This window comes from Kitasatospora sp. NPDC098663 (assembly GCF_044760075.1).
Classification (GTDB): Bacteria; Actinomycetota; Actinomycetes; order Streptomycetales; family Streptomycetaceae; genus Kitasatospora.
The window spans coordinates 188,949-215,359 of the sequence record NZ_JBIWAP010000003.1; the positions used below are offsets into that span (position 1 = coordinate 188,949).

The window sequence follows — 26,411 nt, forward strand, 5'->3', positions numbered from 1 at the left end:
TCCACGACAACGGCAGGCTCAACGATCGGCTCGACCTCGGCCACCGGAGCCTCGACCACATCGACCCCGGAAACCGTCTCCGGCTCCGCAGCCTCCACGACCGCCTCCGACTCACCGACGGCGACGGCGGGCGCCTCTTCGACGGCCTCGACCTCGACCACCGGCTCCACGACAACGGCAGGCTCAACGATCGGCTCGACCTCGGCCACCGGAGCCTCGACCACATCGACCCCGGAAACCGTCTCCGGCTCCGCAGCCTCCTCGACCGCCTCCGGCTCGACGACGGGCTCGTCCTCCAGGACCGGCGTCTCCTCCGCAAGCTCGACCTCGACGGCGGCCTCGGCCTCGACGGCGGAAACCTCGACGGCGGCCTCGGCCTCCGTGGGTTCCGCGACCTCCGCCAGGGCGGCGGTCGCGGCGGCCACCAGGTCGTCGGCGGCCGGGGACGGCGCCGGGAGGGAGACCACGACAGCGGCCGGGGCTTCCTCCGTCACCTCTTCCTCGGTTGCCTCGGCCGTCTCGACCACGACCTCAGCCTCGCCCGAGTCCGCGTCCGCGTCGGTCACCGTCTCCTCGCCCGAAGCCGAAGCCGAAGCCTCGACGGCGCTGCCCTCCCCCGCGAGCCCGTCGCGCTGGCCGCCGGCCAGGGCCTGGCGGGCGGCGAACGCGGCTTCGGCGGCGCGGCGGTCGGCCCGGGCGGCGGCGAGTTCGGTGAGCAGGTCGCCGAGGCCGGCTTCCTCCAGGGTGGTGCGCAGCCCGCGGATGGTGGGCAGGCGGTAGAGCGTGCCCTCGTCCGCCGCGAGCCGCTCGACGAGGTCGACGAGCTCGGCGAAGGCCAGCCCGTCGAGGTCGTGGTCGGGGAGCAGCCGGGCGAGGCCGCGCAGTCCGGTGTTGATCGCCTCGAAGGCCTGGGCGGTCCGCTCGACCAGGGCGCCGTCGGCGGGGACGACCGGCAGGGTACCGGCGGGGGCGAGGGCGGCCCAGGCGCGGCGCTCGACCTCGGCGGAGGCGAGTGCCTCGTGCAGGTCCTCGCGGCGGATGCGGCGGTCGGTGGCGAGGGCCGTGGCCTGCTTGCGCAGGGAGCGGACGCGCAGCCAGGAGAGCTTGACGCCGTTCTCCCGGCGCCAGGTGCCGTCGGCGGTGGCGGCGGCGAGGGCGCCGAGGTCGGCGTCGTAGGCGGCGGTGGTGAGGGTGGCGGAGGTGCGGTGGACGCGCTGGAGCATCTCGACGAGGAGTGCGGCCTTGGCGATGGTGTCGGGTTCGTCGAGCTTGGCGTCGGCGGCGAGGACGGTGACGGCGTCCCACGTCTGGCGGAGGTCGCGGCCGCGCAGTTCGGCGAGGGCGGTGGAGGCGGCCCGGGCGTCCTCGGGGGTAGCGACGGTGTCGACGGCCGCGTACCAGGCGTGGGTGTCGGCGGTGAGGGTGAAGGCCCCGAGTTCGGCGTAGCGGCCGAGGTCCTCGCGGAGGTCGGTCTCCGCCGTGGTGGCCTTGGCGTCCTGGGGGTCCTTGACGTCTGCGGCGTCGGCGACGTCCGCCGGGTCGGCTGCGTCGGCGTTGCGCGAGTGAAGCACTGTCATGTGAGGTCCGGTTCTGGGCGACGACGGCGGGGCTGGCGGCGAGGGGGCGGCGGACCGGTTGCGCGGGGTGCCCCGGGGGCGGGGCTGGGGGGCGCGCGGGCGGGCCGCCGGTTGTGGACGCCCAGAATACGGGTGCCCGTTCGAGCCTTGCACGCACCCACCGCCCGACGGGCCGGTGTCGTGTGCCATACCCCCCGCCTGGCCGCTACCCGGGAGGGCCGCACGGGTGGTGGGACGTTGGGCCGGACGGGTACTGGGGCCCACGGCCGTCGGGCCGGACGGGCGGGGTCGCCGGGCGGGCCCCGGGCCGCCGCGGTCGGTCCAGCGGGACGGCGCGGAGCCGTCGGCCGAGGGGTGGGCGGTATCCGGCGTGGCCGAGAGAGGTGAGGTCGACCGGCGCGAGGTACTCGTGGAGCGCGGTGCGGTGCCACCACGCACCGGTTTCCCGCAGTTCGCGCCAACTGGTGAACCGGTAGAGGTAGAGGGTCGCCCGGACGTGGGTCGGCGGGGCGCCGGGAAAGGGGTTGTGGCGCAGCAGGCGGAGGGTGGCGGGATCGCCGGCGAGCAGGCGGGCGACGAAGGGCAGGAACCAGGGGCGGGCGTAGGCGGGTGAGATGCCGGCGAACCACATCAGCCAGTCGAGCCGCAGGTGGTAGGGGGCGTACTGGCGCGGGAGGCGGCGCACGTCGCCGGGTTTGCCCTTGAAGCCGTACTCGTGCCAGACGGTGTGCGGGGTGAGGGTCGGTTCGTCGGTGCCTTCGACGACGACCTCCTGGCGGACGCGGCTGATGCTGCCGAAGGCGCCGTAGGTGTTGACGAGGTGCAGCCGGTTGAAGGAGCGGTTCATGGCCTGGCGGCGCGAGACGAGGTTGCGGACCGGCCAGTAGCTCAGGACGGCGACGGCCGCGGTCAGGGCGATCACCAGCGCCTCGAACCAGACGGGCGCGGCGGGGTGGACGCGGGCGTGGACGGGCAGTCCGATGCGGGCCGGGTCGACGGCGGCGAGGGCGAGCGTGATCGTGAGCCAGTTGAGCCAGGCGAAGTTGCCCGAGGCGATCAGCCACAGCTGGGTGGCGATGACGGCGCAGGCGGCGTAGCTCGCGACCGGCTGCGGGAGGAGGAGCCCGACGGGGACGACGAGTTGGACGAAGTGGTTGGCGGCGACCTCGACGCGGTGCAGCGGGTCGGGCAGGTGGTGGAAGAACCAGCTGAGCGGCCCGGGCATGGGCTGGGTCTCGTGGTGGTAGCGCAGGCAGGTGAGGTCGCGCCAGCAGCGGTCACCGCGCAGTTTGATCAGTCCGGCGCCGAACTCGACCCGGAAGACCAGCCAGCGCATCAGCCAGAGCACCAGGGTGGGCGACGCGGTGTCGGCGTTGCCGAGGAAGGCGGCGAGGAAGCCCGCTTCGAGCAGCAGCGACTCCCAGCCGAAGGAGTACCAGGTCTGTCCGACGTTGACGATCGAGAGGTAGAGCCCCCAGAGCACCGCCCACAGCAGGACGGACGCCCAGAGCGGGACGACGTCACCGAGTCCGGCGGTCACGGCGGCGGCGAGCGCGGCGCCGCTCCAGGCGACGGCGGCGAAGAAGCGGTCGCTGTAGTGCAGGTGGAACAGGCCGGGCGCGTGGCGGAAGGGGACCCGGGCGGTGAAGCGGGGCACCGGCAGCATGCCGTCGCTGCCGATGAGGGCGCGGAACTGTGCGGCGGCGGCGAGGAATCCGATCAGGTAGAGGCCGGCGAGCAGGCGTTGGACGAGCAGTCGGCTCAGCCAGTAGTCAGGGGCGGCGAACCAGTCCATGCGGCCCATGCCTACCATCGGCGGCCGCCGGGCGGGTCACGGCCGGGGTGCGGGCGGGGACGGTTCACCCGCTCGGTCCCGCCTCCCGGACGGCACCGTGGCGGGGAGCCTCTCCTCGGGGGTGAGAGGCGCCCCGCCACGGTGGTGGGTGGTGCGCGGTGGTGCGGATCGGAGAGCGGTGGTGCGGAGGGGAACGGCGACGCCGCACGCGGGCGGCGGGTCGGCGGCTCAGTTCGGCAGGACGAGTCCGGACTCCCCGGCGATGCCCGGGCGGCCGACGGGGGTGGCGCCGTTCTGTTGGAGCCGGTCGACCAGCAGGGCGGCCAGCGTGCCGAGTTCCTCCTCCGTGCGGGACTGCGCGGTGACGTCCATGCCGACGGTGAGGACACCGTTGACCTGGCCGGTGCGCGCGGCCCGCAGCGGGGTGCAGGTGAAGCTGAAGACCTGCTGGCCGCGCTGGGCGTCGGGGCGGCCTGACTGGATCCGGACGTCGTTGAGGACGGTGCTGCGCCCGGTGTGGTAGGCCTCGACGATGGCCTGCTGGAGGCCGGCGGCGCCGAGCTGCGGGTAGGCCAGGCCGATCGCGCCGTACGCCACCGGGGCGCCGAAGGTGTCGGCGTGCTGGGCGTTGGCGTAGCGGATCTCCTGACCGGGGCCGTCGGTCAGCATGATGGGGAACGGGGAGCCGTCGAAGGCGGCGAACATCTCCTGCTGCTGGGCGAGCAGGTTGTCGCGCAGCCGGATCTCGGAGAGCAGCGCCTCGGCGAGGTGCTGGATGTCGCGCAGCCGCTCGCGCCCCCACTGCCGGGGTTCCCGGTCGAGGACGCACACGGTGCCGATGACGGTGTTGGTGTCGTCGACGAGCGGGGCGCCGAGGTAGGCGCGCACGCCCAGTTCGTCGACGACCGGGTTTCCGGAGAACCGGGGGTAGGCGAGGATGTCGTCGAGCGCGAGGGGGGAGCGCTGGGCGACGACGTGCGGGCAGAAACCGTGACTCAGCGGCATCTGACGGGTGGGAAGGTCGAAGGCGATGCCCCGATCGGCCCAGGAAGCGCCTTCGTCGACCGCGACGTCGTTCGAGTTTGGCGGAATGTAGAGCCCCCGGAACATCTGGCGCTCGTCGTTGATGAAGTTGACCATCGCGATGGGAGCGCGGGTGATGCTGGCGGCCAGGTGGGCGAAGCGGTCGAAGGCCTCGTCCGCGGACGGTTCGTTGAGACCAAGGCTGCGCAGCCTGCGGGTCCGCTCGGACTCCCCGGCGGCACCCGGGAACTGGCCTTGAGTGCTCATCACATCAGTCATGGCGCACATGTAATCAGACATCCGGGCGGTTCGGTGCTCCCGGTCCGGCTCATCACCGTTGCTGATGGACAGTCAAAGCCGCATGTGAGCGGCCGCTCAGCAGGTTGCCGCAGCGGGTCAAGATCACTTCCCACTCAGAGCCATGGCAAAACTCCCCAGCGTAAGGACGGGCCGATTTCCGCCAATTCAAGATCGACTCTGGGTCAGCACAGGAGGCCCATACGACAATGAGCCCTGCCGAAGACACGGGCGGCATTCCCAACCCCTGGGAGGACGCCCCGAGTTCCGCATGCACCGATTGCGACGGGGCAGTCGGCCGCCACCACCTCGAACCCCCACTCATCTCCGGGGAGCGGCTGGAGCGACTTCGACAGCACGGACGGAGGCACGGCACATCCACTGACACGAGAGGACCCCAGCATGGCGATGGACTACTTCACCGACGAGCGCCACGAGAGTCTCCGAGCGGAGGTCCGGGAGTTCGCGGAGAAGGAGGTACGCCCGCACGTGGCCCGAATGGAGGCCGAACGGACCGTCGAGTTCGAACTGTCGCGGGAGATCGCCCGGCGGGGCTGGATCGGGGTGACCATTCCGCGCGAATTCGGCGGACTGGGACTGGGGCACCTCGCCAAGACCGTCATCGTGGAGGAACTCGCCCGGGTCAGCGGCGCCATGGGCGCGGTGGCGCAGGCCTCACAGCTCGGCGTCGCCAAGGTCATCCACTTCGGCTCGGACGTCCAGCGGCGCAAGTGGCTGCCGAGGTTCGCCTCCGGCGAGTCGCTGCCGACCATCGCCGTCACGGAGCCGGAGTGCGGCGGCCACGTGCTCGGCATGTCCGGCACCGCCCGCCGCGAGGGCGACCAGTACGTGCTCAACGGTCGCAAGTGGTTCGTCGGCAACTCCCACATCGGCGACGTGCACGGCGTGGTCTTCCGCACCGGCGAGGGCAGCAGGGGCCTGTCCGCGTTCCTGGTCGAGAGCGAGCGCCCCGGCTTCCGGGTCGGCGAACTCGGCTCGCAGAGCGGCCTGCACGGCTTCAGCTTCGGCGAGATCGTCTTCGAGGACTGCCGCATCCCCGTCGGCAACCGGCTGGGCCTGGAGGGCCAGGGCCTGGACGTCGCCTACTCCTCCTCCACCCTCTACGGCCGGCTCAACCTCGCCGCCGTCGCGCTCGGGATCCACACCGCGATCGTCGAGGACACCGCGCGCTTCGCCGAGGAACGGGTGCTCTACGGCAAGCCGATCAACCGCCTGCCCAACATCGCGCTGAAGCTCGGCGAGATGCAGTCCAGGCTGATGACGGCCAAGCTGGCCGCCTACCACGCCTCGCACCTGCTCGACCACGGCAAGGCCTGCGACGCCGAGCTGATGAACGCCAAACTCATCAACACCGAGTACGCGCTGGACTCCGCGCGCAACGCCATGGAGATCCACGCCGCCCGGGGCCTCCAGGCCGAGTTCAGCATCGAGCGCTACCTGCGCGACGCCACCCACGTCTACCCACCGGCCGGGACCTCGGACGTCCAGCGGCTGCGGCTCGGCCAGGTCGCCTCCGGCACCTACGGCAAGCAGTGGTCGGCGGAGCTGTCCGACCTGGCGAGCTGGGCGTGGAGCGAACTGTCCCAGCGGGAGGCCGCGGTGGAGCTGCAGGCCATCGGGGGCGGGCAGGTGGTACCGATACCGCTGGCGGGCTGAACCGGCGCCGCGCGCCGACGGACCGGCACACCGGCGGACAGGCGGACCCGCGCACCGACGGGCCCGCGCACCGGCCGACCGGACTGTCGGACGAGGGCGAACGTTCGGCACGGCGGTGAATTGACCTGTTCCTGACGACTCTCCGGGAGGTTCTCCCGGCCCCCGGAGAGCCGTCCGCGCACCGCCCACGCACCGCCCGCGCACCGCCCACGGCCGACGTGAGCTGCGGCTTTCCACCGGCGGACACTCCCTCCGGGCGCCTCCGCCGCTGTCATCACCCGTGCACATATCGTCAGTTGATGTTGCGATGAGGGCACTTGGGACTGATACCGTTCCTGCCGTCGGCGGCCGCGCTGCACCCCCGCCCGGGCAATGACACCGCGTCACCCCGTCCGGCCACCCCGGCCGTGGCGCCCTGAAGCCCCGGCCGGACCGCGTACAGGCCGGACCGCCGTTCGGCCCAGCGACTCGGCCCTGCAACAAGGAATCAGATGCCAGGCATATCGGCCCCCCGCACGGCCCACCGCGCCGGCCGGTCCGGCTCGCTCCGCAGCTCGCTCCTCGCCCTCGTCCTGGTCCCCAGCCTGGGCCTCGCCGCCGCCTGGGCCTACGCCGCCTACCTGCTGCGCGGCGCCGAACACCGCACCGCCCTGATCGCCGGAAGCGCCGTCGTCGCCCTGGTCCTGCTGATCAGCCTGGTCCACGGCATCCGGACCGCGCGGGCCCTGTCCGCCCGCCTCGGCGCGCTGCGCGCCGACACCCTCGCGCTCGCCCAGGACGAGATCCCCGAGGTCGTCGGACGGCTGCGCGCCGGGGAGCCCGTGCCCACACCGCCCGCCTGGTCGCCGTCCCGCCGGACCGGCGACGAGGTCCAGCAGACCTCCGACGGCCTCGCCGCCGTCCGCCAGGCAGCCGTCGCCGCCATCATCCACCAGGCCCAGGGCCGCGAGGGGACGAAGAAGGTCTTCCTCAACATCGCCCGCCGCACCCAGATCCTGATCCACCGACAGATCAGCATGCTCGACGCCCTGGAGCGCGAGCACGAGGAACCCGAGCTGCTGCGCGAACTGTTCGCGGTCGACCACCTCGCCACCCGGATGCGGCGCAACGCCGAGAACCTCGTCATCCTCGGCGGCGCCCTGCCCGCCCGGCGCTGGCGCAACGCCGTGCCCATGGTCAACGTGCTGCGCAGCGCCGTCTCCGAGACCGAGAACTACGCCCGCGTCGTCGTCCAGGGCGTGCCGCGCGCCTCACTCAGCGGCCAGGCCGTCGCCGACGTCATCCACCTGATCGCCGAACTCATCGAGAACGGCACCACCTTCTCCCCGCCGTACACCCAGGTGCAGGTCTCCGCGCAGGAAGTCCCCAAGGGCCTGGCGGTCGAGGTCGAGGACCGCGGCCTCGGCATGGGCGAGGACGAGTACGAGCGGCTCAACGACTACCTGGCCAACCCGCCCGAGCTGGACGTCTCCGCCCTCGGCGACGACCTGCGTCTCGGCCTGTTCGTCGTCGCGCGGCTGGCCGCCCGGCACGACATCCAGGTCACCCTGCGGCCCTCGCCCTACGGCGGCACCCGGGCCGTGGTGCTGGTGCCGGCGGTGCTGCTGGAGCAGGCCGAACAGCCGGCCGCCATGGCCGGGCTGCCGTCCGGCGCGCGGGTCACCCGGACCCCCGTCCCCGAGTCCCTGCGGGCGGCGGGGGGCAACGACCCGAGCGGTCTGGACGGCGGGCTGGACGGGGGGCTGACCGGCGCGCTCGCCGGAGTGCTCGGCGGGCTGATCGGCACCGGGCCGGGCGCTCCGGCGCACGGGGCCGAGCCGGGGGCACCCGGCGGGCCCGGGGTTGCTGGTGCCGCGGGTGCTGGTGGTGTGGCCGGCGGTCTGGTGGTGCCTGGTGTTCCCGGCGCTCCTGGCGTTCCCGGTGTCCCTGGGGTGCCCGGTGTCCCTGGAGTGCCCGGTGCTCCCGGTGCGGGTGGCAGCGCTGTGATCATCGGCGAACTGCTCGCCCAGTACCCCCTGGAGGGCGGCCCGGCCGCGGGAGCCGCCCCCGGCCCGGCCAACGGCGGTCTGCCGGTCGGCGCCGAGATACCCGGCCTGCCCGGAGCCGTGGTCGTCCCCCGGCCCGTCCTCCCGCGCCCGTACGAGGTCCCGTCCGACAGTTCGCCCGGTGAGCCGTCGGCCGACGGCCGTGCCGCGGACGTCCCGGCCGGAACCACGATCGGGACCACGGCCGGGACCTTCTACGGTGCCACCGCCGAGCCCCCTGCGCCCGCACACGAACGCGCCCAGGAGGAGCAGTCGGACCACGGCCCGGACGGCGAACTGCGCACCCCGCGGGTCCTGCCGCAGCGGGTCCGCAATGCCAGCCTCGCCGAACAGCTCCGCGAGGCCCACGCCCCCGGCGCCATGCTGCCCCCCGTGGTCGGCCCGCCGACCCAGGCCGGGCCCTGGCACGGAGCCGCCGGGGCCACCGGGGCCACCGGGGCCGCCGGGGCCGCCGGGGCCGCCGGAGAAACCGGGGCCGCCAGGGCCGACGACCCGTCACCGCAGCGCTCCCGCACCACCATGGCCGCCATCCAGCGCGGCACCCGGACCGCCCGCGCGGCCGCCCCCGACGCGCCGAACACCCCCACCGCCCCCCAGGCGCCCGCCGCGCCCCACTTCCCGGCCGCACCTTCTGCCGCCCGGGAAGCCTCCGCCGTTCAGGAAGCCAAGGAACAGCAGTGATGACGCAGCACACCGACACCCAGCGCGACCTCAACTGGCTGCTGGACCAGCTGGTTGCGCGGGTACCCGAGACCCGGCACGCCATCGTCCTCTCCGAGGACGGCCTGCTGGTCGGCACGTCCCAGGGTCTCGACCGGGCCGACGCCGAACACCTCTCCGCCGTCGCCTCCGGCCTGCAGAGCCTCGCCCGCGGCGCCGGCCACCGCTTCAACGGCGGCCGGGTCCGACAGACCGTGGTCGAGATGGACCAGTTGTTCCTGTTCGTCACCACCGCCGGGCAGGGCGCCCGGCTCGCCGTCCTCACCAGCGAGCAGGTGGACGCCGGGCTGATGGCCTACGAGATCAACATGCTGGTCAAGCAGGTCGGCCAGTACCTCACTGCGGCGCCGCGCAGCGACGCGGGCCAGGCCGGCGCGGGCGGCGGTGCGTGACCACCGACGCCGACGAGGCCTGGTTCTACGACAAGGACGCAGGCCATCTGGTCCGCCCCTACGCGATCACCAACGGGCGCACCGGACCGGTCCGTGACGGATTCGCACTGATCACCCTGGTGGTCACCTCCGACCCGCGCACCGACACCAGCCGGCTCACGCCCGAACCGGCCGCGATCCTCGACCTGTGCCGCGAACGCCCGCTGGCCGTGGCCGAGATCGCGGCCACCCTCGACCTGCCGGTCAGCGTCGTCAAGGTGCTGCTCGACGACCTCGTCGAGGCCCGGCTGATCCTCACCCGTGCCCCGGTCCAGCTCGCCGAGGCGCCGGACATCTCGCTGATCCAGGCCGTGATCGAGGGCGTCCGCCGGCTCTGACCGCCGGCTCCGACCCTGCGGACCCGACCGCCCCGCACCTCTCAGTCCCACTTCAGGAGAACCGAATTGACGACCCAGAGCCTGGTGCCGGGCGCGGTCAAGATCCTCGTCGCCGGCGGCTTCGGCGTCGGCAAGACCACCATGGTCGGCTCGGTCAGCGAGATCGAACCGCTGCAGACCGAGGAGCGGATGACCCGCGCCAGCATCGGGGTCGACAGCCTTGACGGAGTCCAGGGTAAGTCCACCACCACCGTGGCGATGGACTTCGGCCGGATCACCGTCCGCGAGGACCTGGTGCTCTACCTGTTCGGCACACCCGGCCAGTTCCGGTTCTGGTTCATGTGGGACGACCTCGCGCTCGGCGCCCTCGGGGCGATCGTCCTCGCCGACACCCGGCGGCTCGAATCCAGCTTCGCCGCCGTGGACTTCTTCGAGCAGCGCGGCATCCCGTTCGCGATCGGCGTCAACTGCTTCCACGGCCGCCGCGACGCCAGCCCCGAGGACGTCCGGCGCGCCCTCGACCTCGGCCCCGAGGTCCCGATCGTGCTCTGCGACGTGCGGGAACGGGCGTCCAGCAAGGAGCTGCTGCTCGCCCTGCTCGACCAGGTGCACCGCAACGCCCTGTCCGCCGGGCGGCGTTGAGCGTCCGGGCTGTACGGGCTCGCGGGCTTGCGGGCTTGCGGGCTTGCGGGCTTGCCGGGGCCCGCGCCGGTGCCGGCCTTGATGTCGGGGTCGGGGCCAGGTCGCGGTCGGTGCTCAGGCGTTGGCCCAGGTTCAGGCGTTGGCCGAGGTGCTGCCGGTGAGCCCGGCCGGGCCGTCGAGTCCGGAGAGCGCGTGGACCAGCGGTGCCAGCTCCGGCGCCTCGGCGGCCTGCGCCAGCGTCGCCTCCAGGGTGGCGTCGTGCACCGGGCGGGCGGCCGTCAGAAGGGTGCGGCCCTCCGGCGTCAGCTCGGTGTAGATCCCGCGCCGGTCGTCGGCGCAGAGGTAGCGGCTGAGCAGCCCACGGTCCTCCAGCCTGGTCACCAGGCGGGTCGTCGCGCTGCTGCTCAGCGCCGCGGCGCGGGCCAGCTGCTGCATCCGCATGTGCCACCCGTCCTGCCGCGACAGGGCGTCCAGCACCGTGTACTCGACCACCGAGAGCCGGTGCTCCGCCTGCAGCGCCTTCTCCAGCGCCGCGTCGATCAGCCCGTGCAGCGCGGCGAGAGTCCGCCAGCCACGGGCCCGGACCTCGGCCGCGTCGTCGCGGATGCCCATCGCTCGCCTTCCCTTCCACTTCCCTGCACGTCTCTCGACGTCTTCCCTGCGACAAGTATGCCAGCCGACGCGGATTAGCTGTCTATGCAAATAGTTTTCCTTATACCTCCCCCCGATGCCGATCCGGAGCGGGCTCCCCGGCCCAGGCGGCGGCGCAGAGCGCGGCGGCCAGCTCCTCGGTGTAGCAGGCAGCCGCCAGCCAGGATCCGGCGAAGGCGTCGTGGTCGTCCGGGACCACCCGGCCGAACACGTCGCGGTGCCGGTCGGCCGCGGCGGCCCGCAGGGCGTCCAGGAGCTCGGCGGCCGTCACCAGCCCGGCGGCGCGCAGCAGGCTCCCGTCGGCGGCCGCCGTAGCCGCGCTCGGGGCCAGGGCGTGGCGCCCGGTGGTGACCGCCTGCTCGACCCGGCGGCCGAGCACGTGGACGGGCGGGCCGTACGGGGCCTCGCTCGGGAGCCCGGCCGGGAAGCCGGGCACGGCATCGGTGGGGGCGGCGGTCGACCGGTCGACGGTCTGAAGGTCGGTGGTCTGGAGGTCGGCGGTCTGAAGGCGTTCGAGGCCGAGATTGACCCGGTCGGCCCGGTCCGCAGGGACGGCGAGCGAGGGAAGGCCCGGGATCTCGGGGGCCGTCGAGGGCTCCGGGGGCGTGCCGATCGCGAGCAGGCGAAGCTCCGGACGGTCCGATCGCTCCAGCCGGCCGATCACCCGCAGCCTCAGGCCGGGCGCGGTGGCGAGCAGTGCGAGGTTCGCCCGGAAGGCCAGCCCCGGGTGCTCGTGCCCCGTGCACAGACCGACCACCAGGCCGCCGTCGGCGCCATCGGCACCGCCCTCGCAGCGCGCCAGCAGCCTCGGTGCCCCGCCCGGGCCGGCCGGAGCCGGGCCCAGCAGAGTCACGTCCAGGAACAGCAGGTCGCTCCCGGCCGGGCGGCCCTCGTACGGCAGCGACTCCGCCGCGAGCGCCCGCGCCACCTGGGCGGCCGCCGGTTCGGCCCAGAGCGCGGCCACCGGCTCCGCCGTCCACGCCGCGCCCGCCGCCCGGACCGCCCGGACCGAAGCACCCGCGCCCAGCCGCCCGGCAGCGGACCGGGTGGCGCCCTGGACGGCCAGCCCGGCGCGGCTGAACTCCCGGTGGCTGAGCAGGGCCTCCCCCAGCCGGACGGTCCGGTTGCCCGCCCCGACCGCCTGCGGGGCCGCGGCCCCCGCGTCACCGTGCGGCATCACCTCGGCCACCGTGCTGAGCCGGCCCCCTGCGTCCACCGCCCAACTCACCACCCCCGCATGCGTGGCCGTCAGCACCGGCTCGGCGAACAGCCCGTACAGCCGCAACCCGCCCTCCTCGCCGTACGCCTGGCGGGCGGTGCCGCGCAGCTCCGCGACCGGGCCGCAGCCGGTGCTCAGGGCAGTGGTGAGGTCCAGCAGCTCGCGCAGACCGGCCACCAGGTCCGCCAGCCGGTGGTCCGGCGCCCCGGACCGGGCCGCGCGCACCCTCGTCACCACCGCGACCGCCGCCGCGGCCGGGCGGTACAACCCCGCCAGCCGCGCCCGGTGGGCCGCCCGCAGCAACTCGGCCTGCGCGACCGCCCCCGCGCCGCTCACCCCGGCGGCCAGCACGGCACACCCGGCCCGGTGGAGGTGACGGGCCGCCGCCACCTCCACCGGGGTGGGCCCGGCCTCGGGCTGCGCCTCCTGCGGATCCCGTGGCTCCCGCGCCTCCTCCGAGGGTGCTGAGGCGGTCTCGGTCGGCGTGACCTCCTCAGTCTCCTCGGCCAACGGGCAGAGCGTGACCGCAGCGGCCCGGTGCACGCAGGCCGGGGCCAGCAGGCAGCCGCAGCGGACGTCGGCCGCATCCGCGACCACCGCGCCCGGGGCGTGCAGCACGAACGCCGTCTCCTCGTCCACCTCCACCCGCCACTCGTCACCGCTACGGGTCACCGGCCGCTCCGCCAGCTTCGCCGCCGCGCCGTCCAACCGCTTCTGCAACCGGGCACTCAACCCGGCCACCACCTCCGCGACCACCTCCGGCCGAACCGCCGGCCAGCCGCTCGTCCGCTTCGCCACACTCATCGCACCTTCTCCCCCACCCAGCGGGCCAGTTCCAACGGACTCAACGCCGCCACGGGCATGCCGGCTGCGACCAGCTGGCCCGCGACCGCCTTCGAATAGCGGGCCGTCCCCGTGTCGTCCAGCGCCGCGCAACCGAGCAGGTGCGCACCGGAGTCCACCAGTGCCCGGGTCTGGGCCAGCAGCCCGCCCACCGGACCACCCTCCTCGAAGTCGCTGACCACCACGACCAGCGTCCGGGACGGCACCGTCACCAGCTTCCGCGCGTACCGCAGACCGCCCGCGATGCTGGTGCCACCGCCGATCCGCACCTCCAGCAGCACGCTCAACGGATCCTCGACCCGCTCGGTCAGGTCGACGATCTCGGTGGAGAACGCCACGAAGTGGGTGCTCAGCGAGGGCACACCGGCCAGGATCGACGCCGTCAGCGCCGCCCAGACCGTCGACGCCTCCATCGATCCGGAGACGTCCACGACCAGGATCAGCCGCCAGTCGGCCGCCTGCCGGGCCCTGGTCCGGAACACCGGACGCTCGGGCACGATGAGTGTGCCGCCGTCCCCCGACGGGCGGGCCGTGGCGAGGTTGGCGCGAATGGTCCGGTCCAGATCCAGTCCGCCACCCGGCCGACGCGTCGGACGCGGCACGCTGATCCCGGTCAGCGCCGGGCGCAGCCTGGTCGCCAACGCGCGTGTCAGCTCGTCGACCAGACGTCGTACCAGCGGGCGCAGCCGCGCCACCCTCGCCTCCGGCAGGCCGCCCGCATGTTCCAGCACCGTGCGCAGCAAGTCGACCGACGGGCGGACGGCACTCGGCTCGATCGCCTCCAGGACGTCCGTCCGGCCCTGCGCCACGGCGGCCGCCAGCACTTCCTCCCGGACGCCCGGCCCGAACAGCGCCGACAGTTCCTCGGCCCACTCCCGCACTCCCGGGAAGGGCGCCTCGCGGCCGCCCCGTCCGGACCGCCCGTCCAGGCCCGGGCCGGAGCCCTCGCCCCGCCCGCTGCCGTACAACTCGTCCAGGGCGGTGGCGAGTCGGGCGCAACGCCCGCTCAGGCCACCGCTGCCGGGGCGACCGAGGAGCAGCCGCCAGCGCTCGGCCGGGGTCAGGTCCTGGCCGGTACCCAGGACGTGCCGCGTGGCGACAGGTGCGGAAGGGAGAGGGTCGGCGTGGTGCGGTGGCTCGGGCACCGGATCGCCCCCGGGCGCCGGCAGCAGGCCGCGCCGGGCCAGCGCCGCCCGGGCGGCCAGATCCGCGCGGACCCAACCCGCCACCACCGCCGGTGGGACGTCCTCGGGCAGGCCCGCGAGCCGGGTGCCCAGGCGTTCCTCGACCAGGACCAGCAACCGGTCCCGGGCGGCCGGGCTGAGCGTCTCGAAGCCTCCGCGCAACGCCGGCAGTCGGTCCAGGAAGGCGGTGTCGGGCAGCGAGGTGATCCGCTCCAGCACGGGCTCCAGCGCCTGCGGCGCGGCGGCGAACAGCCCCTCCGCCGCCGTCAGCAGGCCGACCAGCCCCCGCCCGAGCGCGTGCCGGGCCTCCGGGCCGGTCGCCCCGTCCACCCACGAAGCCGCCCGCCCGCCCAGCACCTCCGCCCGTTCCCGGCCCAGCAGTACCCGTACCGCACCGGCCGCACCTCGCACCAACGGACTCCCCCGGTCCGCGAGTTCGGCCAGCACGTGCCCCAGCCGCAACCCGCCGTCCAGATCCGCCCGCCGTGCCAGCTCCACCAGCGCCCGCGCATCGGCCGGGTCGTCCGACCCGCCCAGCCCCTCCAACTGCCGTACGGCCGCCACGGTCAACACCTCGCCCACCGACCCCAACCGCCCCGCCGGCCCGGCCGACGACCCGCCCGCACCCGACGTATCGAGCGCATCGGGCAACGGTGCGGAGCCGTCGGGGGTGTCGAGGGTGTCGGGTGAGGCGTAGCCCGGGAGGTGGCCGGCGGCGAGGCGGTCGAGGAGGGCCAGGGCGTCGAGGAGTTCGGGGAGGGTGCCGGAGGACGGGAGGACGGCGGCGAGTTGGGTGAGGCGTGTGTCGGCGAGGGCCGGGAGACCGCAGGCGGCCGCGTCGGCGAGGCCTTGGAGGACCTCGCGGGCTGTGGGGCCGTCGGCCTGCTGTTCTCGGCGGAGACGCTCGCGCAGGGTGCCTTCGGCGGCCTGCGCGGGGGTGACGCCTCGGACGCCCGCGACGGTGAGCATCGCGGCAGTGGCCGGGGTCCAGTGGAGGCTCCAGCGCGTGCCGATGGTTTCGGTGCCGCCCGCGCCGGTGGTGGTGACGGGGTCGGCGTAGGGGATCCCGCAGGTGGTGAGGCGGTGGAGGAGGATCTCGCGGCGGCGGTCGAGGGGGGTGCGCAGCGGGTCGAGGCGGAGTTCGCGGGGCTCGGGGTCGGCGGGGCCGGGGAGGCCGAGGTCGGCGAGCAGGGCTTCGACGGCGGGGGCGAGCCCGCTGCGCGGGGCCGCGGGGGTGGCACGGCCGGTTCGGGTGCCGACCAGGACGCGTTCGAGGGCCCGGGCGACGGCCCGGCCGCGGCCGAGGGGTTCGCCTTGGGCGAGGACGGTCTGGACGGCTTCGACGAGTTCGCCGCGGCCGGGGGCGGCGTGGCCGCGCAGGCGGGCGAGGTCTCCGGCGAGGCGGACGATCTCGCGGGCGTCGGCCGGGCCGGAGGGGTGGTCCTGGCTGCGCAGTGCCTCGCAGATCCGGACGGCGGTGGTGGTGAGGGCCCGGGTGAGGCGGTCGGGGTCGCCGCCGGCGTCGAGGACGGTGTGCTGCCACTCGGGATCGTGGATGCCCGCCGGATAGCCGGAGCGGGCGTCGAGCAGCGGGTAGGTGTAGGGGATCAGGGAGAGGGCGTGCCCGGGGTCGTCCGGGTGCGGCGGTTCCTCGGTGGCGGCGGGCCCGTCGAGCAGGGCTGGCGCGTGGAAGGCGCCGACGACGACGGCGACCCGGCGCCCGTCGGCCGCCGCGGCCCGGATCCGGGCGCGCATCCAGGCTTCGCGCCGCAGGTCGTCCGGATCGACGCCGGATCCGGTCTCGGCGTCGCGGCGCAGCGCCCAGCCGACCAGCAGGGCGGCGCGCCGGACGGCGTCGGGGGTGGAGCCGGGAGCTGCGGTCTCGACGAGGCGGTCCCACAGATCGTCGTCAGAGGCGCGCCCGGTGAGGCGGTGGCGCAGCGCGTCGGCGACGCCCGGGGCGCCTGGGGTGCTTGGGGTCTCCGGGGTGCCTGGGGTGGCGGCGACGGGCTGCTGTTCCTCGTGGGGCGTGGCGCGGTGGGCGAGCGGGAGGTCGCAGGCGAGTGTCTCGACGCCGTTGCGCCGGGCCCAGCGCAGGGCGACCAGCTCCGGGGAAAAGTCGGCGAACGGGTAGAAGGCGAGCCGGCCGGGGCCGGAGCCGGCCGCGGGGCCCCGACCGCCCGCGCGGCCGGCCGGGGCGGCCGCGAGGGCGACGGGGGCCTGGGTGGCCTCGTCCGCCAGCCAGCCGAGCCAGGGCTGGAACTCTGCGGGGAGTTCGACCAGCACCACCTCGGGCTTGGCGGCGTCGAGCAGCGCGGGCAGGACCGCGCTGAGCGACGGCGCGTGGTGCCGCACGCCGATCAGGTAGGGCCCGGGCCGGCCGGTGCCGGAGGCTGCCAGTTGGTCGGCTGCGGCCCGGACGGCCGGGCGCGGGTCACCCAAGCCGTCCAAACCGTCCAGGCTGTCCGGGCCGTCCAGGCCGTCCAGGTGGTCAGGGCCCGCCGGGGCGGGCGTCACCGTGCTGGTCATCGCCTCATGCCTCCAGGGCCGAGCGGAGGTCCCACAGGGTGCGCCAGGTGCCGGCGCCCTGTTCGGCGCGCCGGCGGACCGGTCCGTCCCAGTAGCCGAGCAGCCGGGCGGCGTCGGCCGGGTCGTCCTTGCGCACGACGCCGATGAGCTGGCCGGGGAGGCGGCCGAGCAGGTCGCCGCCGTCGGGCAGGTAGGCGGCGGTGACACCGAGCGCGGTGGCGACCGAGACGGCTTCCGCGGTGCTCATCACGGTGGACGGGCGCTCGACGTCCCAGCCTTCGGTGGAGCGGCCCGTGCGCAGGTCGCGGAAGGCGGTGACGAGGGCCTCCAGGACGGCGTCGTCCACCGCGTAGGTGGCTCCGGCGCGGGCGACGGCGACGGTCGACTGCCGGCGGACGAGTTCGACCTCGGCAGCGAGGCTGGCGATCGGGCCGACCGTCTCGAAGTTGAACCGCCGCTTGAGCGCCGCGGACATCTCGCTGACGCCCTTGTCCCTCAGGTTGGCGGTGGCGATCAGGGTGAAGCCGGCGGCGGCGTGCAGCTGTCCGTCCGGGGTGCCGGCCAACTCTGGGACGGCGACCCGCCGTTCGGAGAGCAGGGAGACCAGCGCGTCCTGCACCTCGGGCAGGCAGCGGGTCACCTCCTCGACGCGGGCCACCGCCCCGCTGGTCATCGCGGTGAGCACCGGGGAGGGCACCAGGGCATCCCGGCTGGGCCCCTTGGCGAGCAGGAGGGCGTAGTTCCAGCCGTACTTGAGCTGGTCCTCGGTGGTGCCGGCGGTGCCCTGGACGGTGAGCGCGCTGGTGCCGCAGACGGCGGCGGCGAGCAGTTCGGAGAGCATGGACTTGGCGGTGCCGGGCTCGCCGACGAGCAGCAGGCCGCGCTCCCCGGCGAGGGTGACGACACAGCGTTCGACGAGGGCGCGCTCGCCGACGAACTTCTGCTCGATGGCGAGGCCGCGGCGGCCGGCCTTGAGCTTCTCGCCGTCGCTGCCCATGACGAAGGTGACGACGGCACGCGGGGTGAGCCGCCAGCCGGGCGGGCGCGGGCCGGTGTCGTAGGCGGCCAGGAACTCCAGTTCGGCGGCGTGCTTCTCCTCGGGCGGGATGATCTGCCGGCGCGCGGCGGCGGTGTCGGCACTCACCGGTGTGCTGTTCGTCGGTGTGCCGTTCGTCGGTGTGCTGTTGGGCGGCGTGCTGTTCGTCGGCGTGGCGCTCATCGGCGGGCCTTCCTGCGCTTGCTGGTCTGGAGCTCTTCGTAGCCGGGGGCGTCGCCGTCGAGGGTCCGCTGCCAGGCCCGGGCGAACAGCTCCGGGACGGGCAGGTGGGGCAGCGAGACGCGGTGGGTGGGCAGTTCGTAGAGCGCGGCCTTCCAGGTCTCGGCGGGCAGCGCGGGAGCCTTGGCCTCCTGCCAGCCGCCGGGCAGGAAGAGGCTCCGGCCGGCCCGGGCCCGCTTGGCCTCCAGCACCAGGTCGGTGGCGGCGAGTTCGGCGCGGGCGCGCTTGAGCCTGGCCGGCTTCCAGCCCGTCCAGCGGGCGACGTTGCGGTCGGTGGGGTCGGGCAGGGCCAGCAGTTGGAGGTAGAGCACCGCGGCGTCCTCGCCGAGGCCGTGGGCCCGGGCCGCCTCGGCGACCAGGTCGGGGACGGTGAGCTGCGGGTGCTGTAGCCAGGGCTCGGTGTCACCGGCCGAGGCGGCGGGGCTCGCGGCGGCTGCCAGGCGCTCCGCTTCGCCGCGCAGGACGGCCTCGATGGCTCCCCGCTCGGCGTCCAGCCAGTAGGTGTTGCCCAGCCCGCCGAGCAGTTCGAGCAGCGGGTCGTCGGGGCCGGTGAGCCCGGCCGGGCGCAGCCAGACCCGCTCGTACTCGTCGTGGTACGGCGTCAGGACGAGGGCCGGGCCGCAGTCGACCAGCCCGTTCGGGTCGGCTCCGCCCACGGCCGGCAGGCCGAAGTGGGTGCGCAGGACAGCCGACAGCGAGTCGCCCTTGGTGGTGTGGACGAGGTGGAAGTCGAGCAGCAGTTCCGGATCGGCGAGGCGGTTTCGCAGCGCGGCGGCGGCCGCTGGCAGCAGCGGGCGCAGCGGGCTGTCGGCGGGCAGGTGGTAGGCGAGCCAGCGCAGGGCGTCGACGGTGCGGCCGAGGTCGCCGGAGTCGGGTGCGGCGCTCTGGTCCTCGGCGAGCAGTTGGGGGGTGGACCCGCCCTCGTCGCTGAGCCGGAAGGTCGTGGTGCCGGTCAGCCAGGGGGTCTGTGCGGGGTTGAGCACCGCCTCGATGTGTTCGATCCGCGCACCCGTGACGGTGGCCTGGGCGGCCTCGGGGAGGGTGACGAGCCGGCCGAAGTGTCGGATCCAGGCGGCGGCGCCGGCATCGACGTCGGGGCCCTCCGTCCAGAGGGTCTTCGGGTCGGCGGGCAGCAGGGCGCCCCAGACGTCGGCGAGGACGGTCCGGTCGCGGCCGCGCAGCCAGTCCCGGGCGGCCTTGGCCTCGGTGGACTTGAGGCCGTACTCGGCGAGGCGGTCGGCGGGCAGGACGGCGCTGTGCCACTGGAAGAGCCCGGGCGGCGGGCTGAGCAGCAGGGCGGCGCGGGCGGCGCCGATCCCGGTGAGCCCGCCGAAGGCGGTGGCGCGGGCGGGCTGCCAGGGGGCGCCGCCGTGCAGCGCGGCGGCCTGCCGGAGCGAGGTGATCCAGGCGGCGTCGACCCGCTCCTCGGTGCCGCGTTCCTTGACGGTGGTGAAGTGGGCGACGGGGCCGAACGCGCCGCTCGGGTCGTGGTCGACGGCGTACCACTGCTCCGTGCCCTCGTGGTGCCGGCGGTGGCCGAGGATGACGACGGTGCGGTCGCCGTGGCGCAGCACCTGCCCCTCGCGGGGGACGGCGGGCCGGCGGCGGTCGGCGCGGTCGGCGGGTTCGCCGAGGACGATCTCACGCAGGGTGGCGCCGTGGTCGGCGAGCACTCCCTCGGTCAGTTCGCCGAGGAGCAGCATGAGGCTGGAGCGGTGGGCCGGTTCGGTGAGCGGGGCGGCCACCGCGTAGGCGAGGGTGTCGAGACGGCCGAGCAGGTGGAGCCAGCCGTGGTGGGTGTCGCCGTGTTGCAGGGTGACGGTGGCCGGGGTGCTCCAGCCCTCGCCGGTGGCGGCCGGCGGGTCGGCCAGGACGGCGGTGACGGCGCGCAGGTTGGTGAGCACCCGCCACCGGTCTCCGTCGCCCCAGTTGGGGCCGAAGCAGGCGACGTCGGGCAGGAGGGCGGTGACGGCGTCGCGCAGTTCGTGGTCGCGGCCGTGCTCGGGCCGGTACTGGGCGGCCTCGGCCTTGGACGGCTTCTCGGCCTCCGGCTGCGGGACGAACCGGGCGATCCGGTCGAGCAGGTCGGCGGCGGTGCGGGCGAGCCCGGCGACCCCGGCGAGCAGCAGCGGGTGGCTGACGCCGGGCAGGACGGTGCCGACCGCCTGGACGGGCAGGACACGGCGGGCACCGCCGGAGCCGGCGAGCGGGCGCCGGACGCCCTGGACGGTGATCCAGCGCTGCTCCTCCTCGGGCGCGGGCCGGCTGTCGGTCGGCCAGGCGGCGTCGATCAGGCGGGCGGCCTGCTCGGTGTCGACGCCACGCAGGACGCGGGAGCCTGCCTCGTCGCGGGGCCGCAGGGCGTGCCAGTGGTCGAGCGGGGGGACGAGCGCCGTCCCGGCGGCGGCGAAGTCCCCCGGGCGGCAGGGGCGCAGGTCGAGGTTGCGGTCGGTGTCCGTGGCCAGGTCGGGCAGGGTGAGGGCGAGGCCGCCGCGCTGCGCTTCGGTGACGACCGGTCGGGCCTGGCCGGGGAGGGCGAGGCGGCCGACCGGGACGTGGTCCGGGTGGCCGTCGGTGATCGGCAGGACGATGGCATGCCCGTCGGCGGTCGTGGTGGTGACGGAGCGGCCGGGGTCGATCCGGACCCAACTGCCGAGCACGGTGCCGTCGGTGCCGAGCGGCGTCTGCTCCAGGCCGGGCTGGAGCGGCAGCAGTCGGGCGCGAGCGGCGGGCAGCCAGCCGGCGGCAGCAGTGGCGGCAATGACCGGTGGTTCGGCGGCGCGGCCGAGGGCGCCGGTGTGCGGGTCGAGTTCGCGCAGGACGGCGCCGTCCTGGCCGTAGCGCAGCGTCCAGTGGCCGGTGCCGTCGCTGAGGACGCGGTGTTCGCCGGGCATCCGGGTGTCGCCGGGGTGCAGCGGGCGTTCGCCGGTGGTGCGGCCGCCGCCGGGCAGCGGGAGGGAGGGCGGCTCGGGGTCCCGGTCGCCGTAGTAGTAGCCGGCGATGGTCTCGCCGGTGAGTTCGACGACCTCGCCGGGCCGGCTGGACCAGTAGGCGTGCTGCTTTCCGTCCTGGTACCAGGCGACGAGGAGTTCACCGTCGACGAAGCGCAGCCGGGGCTGGTTCCAGCGCTCCTTCGCCGGGGGCAGGCGCAGGGTGTGCTCCAGCAGGACGCCCTGCGGGCCGACGACGACGGCCCGGTCGTGGCGGGCGAGGATCAGGTGCGGCCAGGCGTCCTCGACGATCAGGCCGGTGAGGCGCCCGCCGTTGAGGCCGGGGGTGTCGGGCGACTCGGAGTCCGGTCCGGCGGAGTCGGGGTCCGCAGGGTCCACGGGCTTGGCGGGGTCGGCCGGGTCGGCCGGGTCGGCCGGGTCGGTGAGCTTGGCCACGGCCTCTTCCAGGGCGGGCCAGCCGAGTTCGTCGAGGATGCCTGCGCCGAGCGCCCCGGCGAGCAGGGCGGTGACGTCGAGGGCGGCGATCCGCTCGGCGGCGGCCGGGGCGACGGCCCGCACGGCGGTGCGGTACGGGCTCAGCGACTGCACCAGGTCGACGGCTCCGGCCAGGCCGCGGGCCGCGGTCAGCTCGTCGGCCCGGAGTTCGGCCCACTCCTCGAACAGGCGGCGCAGCAGCGGCAGGGCGGGCACCTGCCGCCTGACGGCGGTGTCCCAGGCGGGCGGGGTCGCGGCGCGCAGGGCGGGCCGGAAGCGCGGGTCGGCGGCGACGGCCGCGAGGCCGGTGCTGTCGGCGCCGCACTGGTCGACCCAGTCCTTGAGGTCGAACCGGTGGGTGGCCGACGGGTCGGCGACGGGCACGCCGTCGGCGAGCAGCTGGTCCAGCAGGTCGAGTTGGGTCCGGCTGCGGCGGACGTCGGTGTACAGGTCCACCGGGACGCCGTCGGCCCGCAGCCGCTCGGCCATCCGGCCGGCGAGGGCGACGGTGGCGGCGCAGCTGGGCCGGGAGCGCCAGCCGCGCCCGAGGTGGTGGCACCAGCGCTGAAGCCACGCGGCAGCGGGCTCGGCGCCCTCGGCGCGCGGGCCGGTGAGCAGGTGCTCGGCCCCGGTCTCGGCGAGCAGGCCGAGCCAGGCGGTGTCGTTCAGGGCGGCGTCGGTGCCGGCCGGGTCGGGCATCAGCTCCAGCAGGCGGGCCCGGACCGCCGGGTCGCGCCGGCCGAGTTCGGTCAGGGAGCCGTGCCAGGACTTCCAGAACGCGCCGGGCGCCCGGTTGACGCCCGGGGCGGCCAGCAGTTCGGCGAGCAGCGCCTCTTCGTGCTCGGCGCGGTCCAGCCCGGCGGCCTTGATCAGCGCGCGGGCGTCCTCGGCGACCCCGGCGTAGGGAGCCATGCCGGCGGCGGAGCGCTCGGTGCAGAGCTGGCGGAAGCGCTGCCAGGCGGTCAGCGCGTCGAGTCGCCCGGCGAGCTCCTTGACGTACTGGCGCAGGGACTTGACGGTGAGCGCGCCGGCCAGGGCGAACTCCAGGAAGACGGCGCGCAGCCGCTCCTCGTCGACCGTCAGGCGGTAGGTGCGCTCGGCCTCGCGGGCCTTGCCGAAGTAGCTGGCGGCGTAGGTCTGGTTGCCGTGGGCGAGGAAGATCCGGCCGACCTCCTCGCAGAAGGTGGGCAGGAAGTGCGGCACGGCGCGGCCGAGACGGGCGGCCAGCTCCTCGAACCCGTCCTTGGCGGTGCCGGGCTTGGACCGGGCCTGGCGGGAGAGCCGTTCCATCTCCTTGACCAGGGCGAGCGCGTGGTGTCCGTTGGCCGGGTCGTGGACCAGCGCCCAGGCGGGGAAGCCGAGCGCCTCCTGGCGGACCTGGCCGACCTCGGCCGGCGTGCCGTCGGGGACCAGCCCGAGGAAGTCGACGGCGAGGTCCTCGGCCGGTCCGAGCGCGCCGGGGACCAGCCGGACGATCCGGCGCCCGTCGAGCGCGGAGTGGGTGTAGGCGCGGGCGGTGAGCACGTCGGCGGCGCTGTCGGGGCGGCCGGCGCCGGGCAGGGTGCCGGCCGGGAGCACGGCCCCCGCGTCGAGCAGCCGCTCGTGCGAGCCGGTGTCCTGGGCGGCCGGCCGGTCGGCGTCCTGAACGGCCCTCTGGTCGAGTCCGGTGGCGGTCATGCGGCGTCCTCCCCTTCGATGGTGCGGCCTGCGTACAGTGCGGCGGCCATCCGCGTGCCCTCGGACCAGGCGATCGGGCCGACCTCGGTGAGCGGCAGCACCCGGCCGTCCGGGCCCGCCCAGCTGAGCGCGCCCGTCTCGCAGGCGTCGTACTCGTAGTAGTCGCCCACCCAGACGCGGGCCTCGACGGTGCGGCCCGCCTCCACCACGGGCTGGACGGCGGAGCCGCCGCGCACCCGGTGGCCGAGCCGGGCGCAGCGCCCGAGCAGCTCGCGCAGCTCCCGGTAGCGGCCACCGGCGTAGGTGGTGACCTCGGTGCCGGTCGGCAGTTCGTCCGGCCGGTGCCAGACCTCCCGGTAGAGCTGCGGCACGCGCTGGGAGACGCCGAGCTCGACGGCGAACTCGCGCAGGTCGTCGAGGTCCGGGAGCAGCACGGGGTGGGGTATGAGGATCTCGCCGTCGGTGAGCCGGACGGTGTCGCCGTCCAGGTCCACCAGGCCGATCCCGCGCTCGGCGTCCGCACCGCGCAGGAAGCCGGCGACGGCGCCGTCCGAGCCGGTGACCACCAGGTCGCGCAGGACGGCCTGCCAGGCCTCGTCCGCCCAGACCGCGGTCAGCACGGCGGCGGGCACCGGCAGCGAGCGCACCATCCACCGCTCGACGTCCTCCTGGCAGCGCCGCTCGTGCGCGGCCAGCCACTCGGTGAGCTGCCTGAGCTGGACGACCACCGGATCGTCACCGAGCTTCGACGGCAGGGACTTCAGCTCGCGGCCCGCCGCGTTGCGGCAGACCACCTTGCCCTCCTCGTCGAGCGCTACGCGGTACCCTCCCGCGCCTGTTTCCACCCATGCCACGGACGTCTCCTCCCACCTGCCGGTCAGCGATGCGAGGAACGTAGCGAGGCCCACTGACAAAGCGGCGGCCAGGGAGGCCGTTCCGCGGCTTCCGGGGCGCAAACCCATCGAACGAGTGAACGGGGCGGGCGACCCACCGCCCGCCCCGCCACCCGCCTCCCGCCGCAGCGCCAGATCAGATCTGACGTATCGTCAATTCACTGACGTCACACGGGGAACGATCACCGGTGCGCCGTCGCCGGGGGCGGCGAGCACGTCGCTGTCGATGTCGTACAGCGCGCGCACGAGCGGCGCGTCGACCACCTCCCGGGGCGGGCCGCAGGCCACCACCGAGCCGTCGCGCAGGGCGACGACCAGGTCGGCGTAGCGGGCCGCCGCCGCGAGGTCGTGCAGCACCATGACGACCGTCCGCCCGCCGGCGGCGACCTCGCGGACCAGTTCCAGCACCTCGACGGCGTGCCCGAGGTCGAGCGCGCTGGTGGGTTCGTCGAGCAGCACGACGGGCGCGTCCTGGGCGAGCACCATGGCGAGCCAGCAGCGCTGCCGCTGGCCGCCGGAGAGGCGGTCCAGCCGGCGGTCGGCGAGTCCCTCGACGCCGGTGGCGCGCAGGGCCCCGGCGGTGAGCCGCTCGTCGTCGGCCGACCACTGGCGGAAGAGCCCCTGGTGCGGGTGGCGGCCGTAGCGGACGAGCCCGGCGACGGTGACCGCCTCGGGAGCCTGCGGGCTCTGCGGGAGCAGCGCGACCCGGTGCGCGGCCTGGCGCGGCCGCAGCCGCCAGACGTCCTCGCCGCCGACCAGCACCCGCCCGCCGTCCGGCCGGTGCAGCCGGGCGACGGCCCGCAGCAGGGTGGACTTGCCGCAGCCGTTCGGGCCGACGACGGCCACCACCCGGCCGGCCGGCACGGTGAGGTCGACGCCTGCGAGCACCGGGCGGCCGGGGCCGTAGCCGGCCGTGAGGCCCTCGATCGTCAACTCCATCGCGGTTCCCTTCGGTTGGAGGGGCTACGGGCCGGCCGGGCACGGGCCCGAAAAACGGACCCGAACGCGGACCCGAACCCGAACCCGAACCCGGACGCGGACGCGGACCGGTCAGGAGGCGGCGAGCGCCGTGCCGATGTCGCCGATGACCACATCGGCCGCGAGCGGCCCGCCGCGGGTGGACCAGACCGAACCGTCCACGGTGACGGCGTGCTTGTTCCTCACCGCGCCCAGCTCCTGGTACGCGGGCTTGGACTGGACGTCCTTGAGCGCGGTCCTGCCGTCGTCGGTGAGGGTGGACAGGAACAGCCAGTCGCCGTCGATCTCGGCGAGCTTCTCCAGGCTGAGCGCCGGGCTGTGCGCGTTGCCGTCCTTGTCCTGCGCGGCCGGGCGGGTGAGGCCCATGTCGAGGGCGACGCCGCCGGCGAACTGCTTCTTCTCCATCCAGCTCGGCCCGGTCGGGTTCCAGCGGACGATGGAGACGGCGGCGCCCTTGTTCTTGCCGAGGTCCCCGCCGGCCTTGGCCGCCTTGGCCTCGTAGTCGGCGATCACCTTGTTGCTCTGGTCGAGCTTGTTGACGGCGTTTCCGATGCCGCGGAAGGCGAGCTTCCAGTCGTCGGTGGGTGCCATCGTGACGAGGGTGGCGGGGGTGATCTCGCGCAGCTGCTTGAGCATCTGCTCGTCCTGCATGTCGCCGGCCAGGATGAGGTCGGGCTTGGCGGCGATGACCTTGTCCATCACGGGCTGCAGCAGGTTGCCGACCACCGGGACGCCCTGGACCTTGTCCTTGAGGTAGGCGGGCGGCTCGTTGAGCCCCTGGCCGTTGGTGATGCCGACGGGCTTCACCCCGAGGGCGAGCACCGCGTCGAGGTCCTCCTGGGTGAGGGTGACGATCCGCTGGGGCGCGGCGGGGATCTCGACGGCCTTGCCGGTCGCGTCCTTGACGGTGCGCTTGCCGCCGGCCGCGTCCGCCGCCGGGCTGCCGGCGGCGGAGGAGCCGCCCGGGGAGCCCGAGGATCCGGAGGAGGACCCGGAGGAGCCGCACCCCGCGAGCAGGAGGGCGGCCGCCCCGGTGACGGCCAGCGCCCGGGCCGCGCGGCGGCGGACGGGGTGGAGCGGGCTCTGGGCGAACGGCATGGGTGCCTCCGGGCAGCGGTGGTACGGGGGTTGGGCGGCGTCCGGGCAACCCGGCACGGTGGCGGTGCCCACGGGACGATGCGCTCATTAGGT

Annotated in this window: 15 protein-coding genes and 1 pseudogene; 5 read left to right on the forward strand and 11 right to left on the reverse strand. The window is 75.0% G+C overall.

Annotated elements, in window-relative coordinates:
• From ACIQVZ_RS04570 to ACIQVZ_RS04580, 3 genes and pseudogenes are all read right to left on the reverse strand, one after another.
• Nucleotides 1–1,577, reverse strand: a pseudogene (locus ACIQVZ_RS04570) (hypothetical protein); the annotation flags it as partial.
• A gap of 205 nt (nucleotides 1,578–1,782) precedes the next feature.
• The gene (locus ACIQVZ_RS04575; RefSeq protein WP_402447375.1) at nucleotides 1,783–3,372 is read right to left on the reverse strand and encodes a lipase maturation factor family protein; all 1,590 of its coding nucleotides are present in this window, start codon (nucleotides 3,370–3,372) and stop codon (nucleotides 1,783–1,785) included.
• Between the two features lie 228 nt (nucleotides 3,373–3,600).
• Nucleotides 3,601–4,662, reverse strand: coding sequence for a GAF domain-containing protein (locus ACIQVZ_RS04580; protein ID WP_402447202.1), 1,062 nt, complete (start codon nucleotides 4,660–4,662; stop codon nucleotides 3,601–3,603).
• 438 nt (nucleotides 4,663–5,100) lie between these two features.
• Here ACIQVZ_RS04580 and ACIQVZ_RS04585 point away from each other — a divergent pair, with 438 nt between their 5' ends.
• The 5 genes from ACIQVZ_RS04585 to ACIQVZ_RS04605 all read left to right on the forward strand — a co-directional run bounded on the left by ACIQVZ_RS04585 (nucleotide 5,101) and on the right by ACIQVZ_RS04605 (nucleotide 10,545).
• Nucleotides 5,101–6,369 (forward strand): acyl-CoA dehydrogenase family protein, encoded by a 1,269-nt coding sequence (locus tag ACIQVZ_RS04585; RefSeq protein WP_350875654.1) that lies wholly within the window; start codon nucleotides 5,101–5,103, stop codon nucleotides 6,367–6,369.
• A 491-nt stretch (nucleotides 6,370–6,860) separates the two neighbouring features.
• On the forward strand, nucleotides 6,861–9,095 hold the full coding sequence (locus tag ACIQVZ_RS04590; RefSeq protein ID WP_402447205.1) for a sensor histidine kinase: 2,235 nt from the start codon (nucleotides 6,861–6,863) through the stop codon (nucleotides 9,093–9,095).
• Nucleotides 9,095–9,526: a roadblock/LC7 domain-containing protein gene (locus ACIQVZ_RS04595; protein WP_350874986.1), complete on the forward strand. Its 432-nt coding sequence runs from the start codon at nucleotides 9,095–9,097 to the stop codon at nucleotides 9,524–9,526. The genes ACIQVZ_RS04590 and ACIQVZ_RS04595 overlap by 1 nt, the downstream gene beginning before the upstream one ends.
• A complete protein-coding gene (locus ACIQVZ_RS04600) occupies nucleotides 9,523–9,903 on the forward strand; it encodes a DUF742 domain-containing protein (protein WP_350874984.1) in 381 nt (126 codons plus the stop codon). The genes ACIQVZ_RS04595 and ACIQVZ_RS04600 overlap by 4 nt, the downstream gene beginning before the upstream one ends.
• A 66-nt stretch (nucleotides 9,904–9,969) precedes the next feature.
• Entirely contained in the window at nucleotides 9,970–10,545 is a 576-nt protein-coding gene (locus ACIQVZ_RS04605) for an ATP/GTP-binding protein (protein WP_063349857.1), read from the forward strand.
• 132 nt (nucleotides 10,546–10,677) lie between these two features.
• Here the strand turns inward: ACIQVZ_RS04605 and ACIQVZ_RS04610 are convergent, their stop codons facing one another.
• From ACIQVZ_RS04610 to ACIQVZ_RS04645, 8 genes are all read right to left on the reverse strand, one after another.
• Complete coding sequence (locus ACIQVZ_RS04610) at nucleotides 10,678–11,157, reverse strand: MarR family transcriptional regulator (protein WP_350874981.1); 480 nt, start codon at nucleotides 11,155–11,157, stop codon at nucleotides 10,678–10,680.
• Nucleotides 11,158–11,257: 100 nt separating this feature from the next.
• Nucleotides 11,258–13,219 (reverse strand): hypothetical protein, encoded by a 1,962-nt coding sequence (locus ACIQVZ_RS04615; RefSeq protein ID WP_402447209.1) that lies wholly within the window; start codon nucleotides 13,217–13,219, stop codon nucleotides 11,258–11,260.
• Nucleotides 13,216–16,971 carry a DUF5682 family protein gene (locus ACIQVZ_RS04620; RefSeq protein ID WP_402447210.1) on the reverse strand — a complete coding sequence of 1,252 codons (3,756 nt, stop codon included), beginning with the start codon at nucleotides 16,969–16,971 and terminating at the stop codon, nucleotides 13,216–13,218. The genes ACIQVZ_RS04615 and ACIQVZ_RS04620 overlap by 4 nt, the downstream gene beginning before the upstream one ends.
• 4 nt (nucleotides 16,972–16,975) lie before the next feature.
• The gene (locus tag ACIQVZ_RS04625; protein ID WP_350874975.1) at nucleotides 16,976–18,190 is read right to left on the reverse strand and encodes an AAA family ATPase; all 1,215 of its coding nucleotides are present in this window, start codon (nucleotides 18,188–18,190) and stop codon (nucleotides 16,976–16,978) included.
• The gene (locus ACIQVZ_RS04630) at nucleotides 18,187–23,349 is read right to left on the reverse strand and encodes a hypothetical protein (protein ID WP_402447213.1); all 5,163 of its coding nucleotides are present in this window, start codon (nucleotides 23,347–23,349) and stop codon (nucleotides 18,187–18,189) included. The genes ACIQVZ_RS04625 and ACIQVZ_RS04630 overlap by 4 nt, the downstream gene beginning before the upstream one ends.
• On the reverse strand, nucleotides 23,346–24,203 hold the full coding sequence (locus ACIQVZ_RS04635; RefSeq protein WP_402447214.1) for a DUF4132 domain-containing protein: 858 nt from the start codon (nucleotides 24,201–24,203) through the stop codon (nucleotides 23,346–23,348). Before ACIQVZ_RS04635 ends, ACIQVZ_RS04630 begins: the two co-directional genes overlap by 4 nt.
• A 192-nt stretch (nucleotides 24,204–24,395) precedes the next feature.
• Nucleotides 24,396–25,181, reverse strand: coding sequence for an ABC transporter ATP-binding protein (locus tag ACIQVZ_RS04640; protein WP_402447216.1), 786 nt, complete (start codon nucleotides 25,179–25,181; stop codon nucleotides 24,396–24,398).
• A gap of 111 nt (nucleotides 25,182–25,292) precedes the next feature.
• Complete coding sequence (locus ACIQVZ_RS04645; protein WP_402447377.1) at nucleotides 25,293–26,318, reverse strand: ABC transporter substrate-binding protein; 1,026 nt, start codon at nucleotides 26,316–26,318, stop codon at nucleotides 25,293–25,295.
• Between the last annotated feature and the right edge of the window lie 93 nt (nucleotides 26,319–26,411).

What these genes read in the sequence shown, in the direction of transcription:
- ACIQVZ_RS04575 (WP_402447375.1), bottom strand. Translation starts at nt 3,372, where the DNA reads ATGGACTGGTTCGCCGCCCCTGACTACTGGCTGAGCCGACTGCTCGTC.
- ACIQVZ_RS04580 (WP_402447202.1), bottom strand. Translation starts at nt 4,662, where the DNA reads ATGAGCACTCAAGGCCAGTTCCCGGGTGCCGCCGGGGAGTCCGAGCGG.
- ACIQVZ_RS04585 (WP_350875654.1), top strand. Translation starts at nt 5,101, where the DNA reads ATGGACTACTTCACCGACGAGCGCCACGAGAGTCTCCGAGCGGAGGTC.
- ACIQVZ_RS04590 (WP_402447205.1), top strand. Translation starts at nt 6,861, where the DNA reads ATGCCAGGCATATCGGCCCCCCGCACGGCCCACCGCGCCGGCCGGTCC.
- ACIQVZ_RS04595 (WP_350874986.1), top strand. Translation starts at nt 9,095, where the DNA reads ATGACGCAGCACACCGACACCCAGCGCGACCTCAACTGGCTGCTGGAC.
- ACIQVZ_RS04610 (WP_350874981.1), bottom strand. Translation starts at nt 11,157, where the DNA reads ATGGGCATCCGCGACGACGCGGCCGAGGTCCGGGCCCGTGGCTGGCGG.
- ACIQVZ_RS04615 (WP_402447209.1), bottom strand. Translation starts at nt 13,219, where the DNA reads ATGAGTGTGGCGAAGCGGACGAGCGGCTGGCCGGCGGTTCGGCCGGAG.
- ACIQVZ_RS04620 (WP_402447210.1), bottom strand. Translation starts at nt 16,971, where the DNA reads ATGACCAGCACGGTGACGCCCGCCCCGGCGGGCCCTGACCACCTGGAC.
- ACIQVZ_RS04625 (WP_350874975.1), bottom strand. Translation starts at nt 18,190, where the DNA reads ATGAGCGCCACGCCGACGAACAGCACGCCGCCCAACAGCACACCGACG.
- ACIQVZ_RS04630 (WP_402447213.1), bottom strand. Translation starts at nt 23,349, where the DNA reads ATGACCGCCACCGGACTCGACCAGAGGGCCGTTCAGGACGCCGACCGG.
- ACIQVZ_RS04640 (WP_402447216.1), bottom strand. Translation starts at nt 25,181, where the DNA reads ATGGAGTTGACGATCGAGGGCCTCACGGCCGGCTACGGCCCCGGCCGC.
- ACIQVZ_RS04645 (WP_402447377.1), bottom strand. Translation starts at nt 26,318, where the DNA reads ATGCCGTTCGCCCAGAGCCCGCTCCACCCCGTCCGCCGCCGCGCGGCC.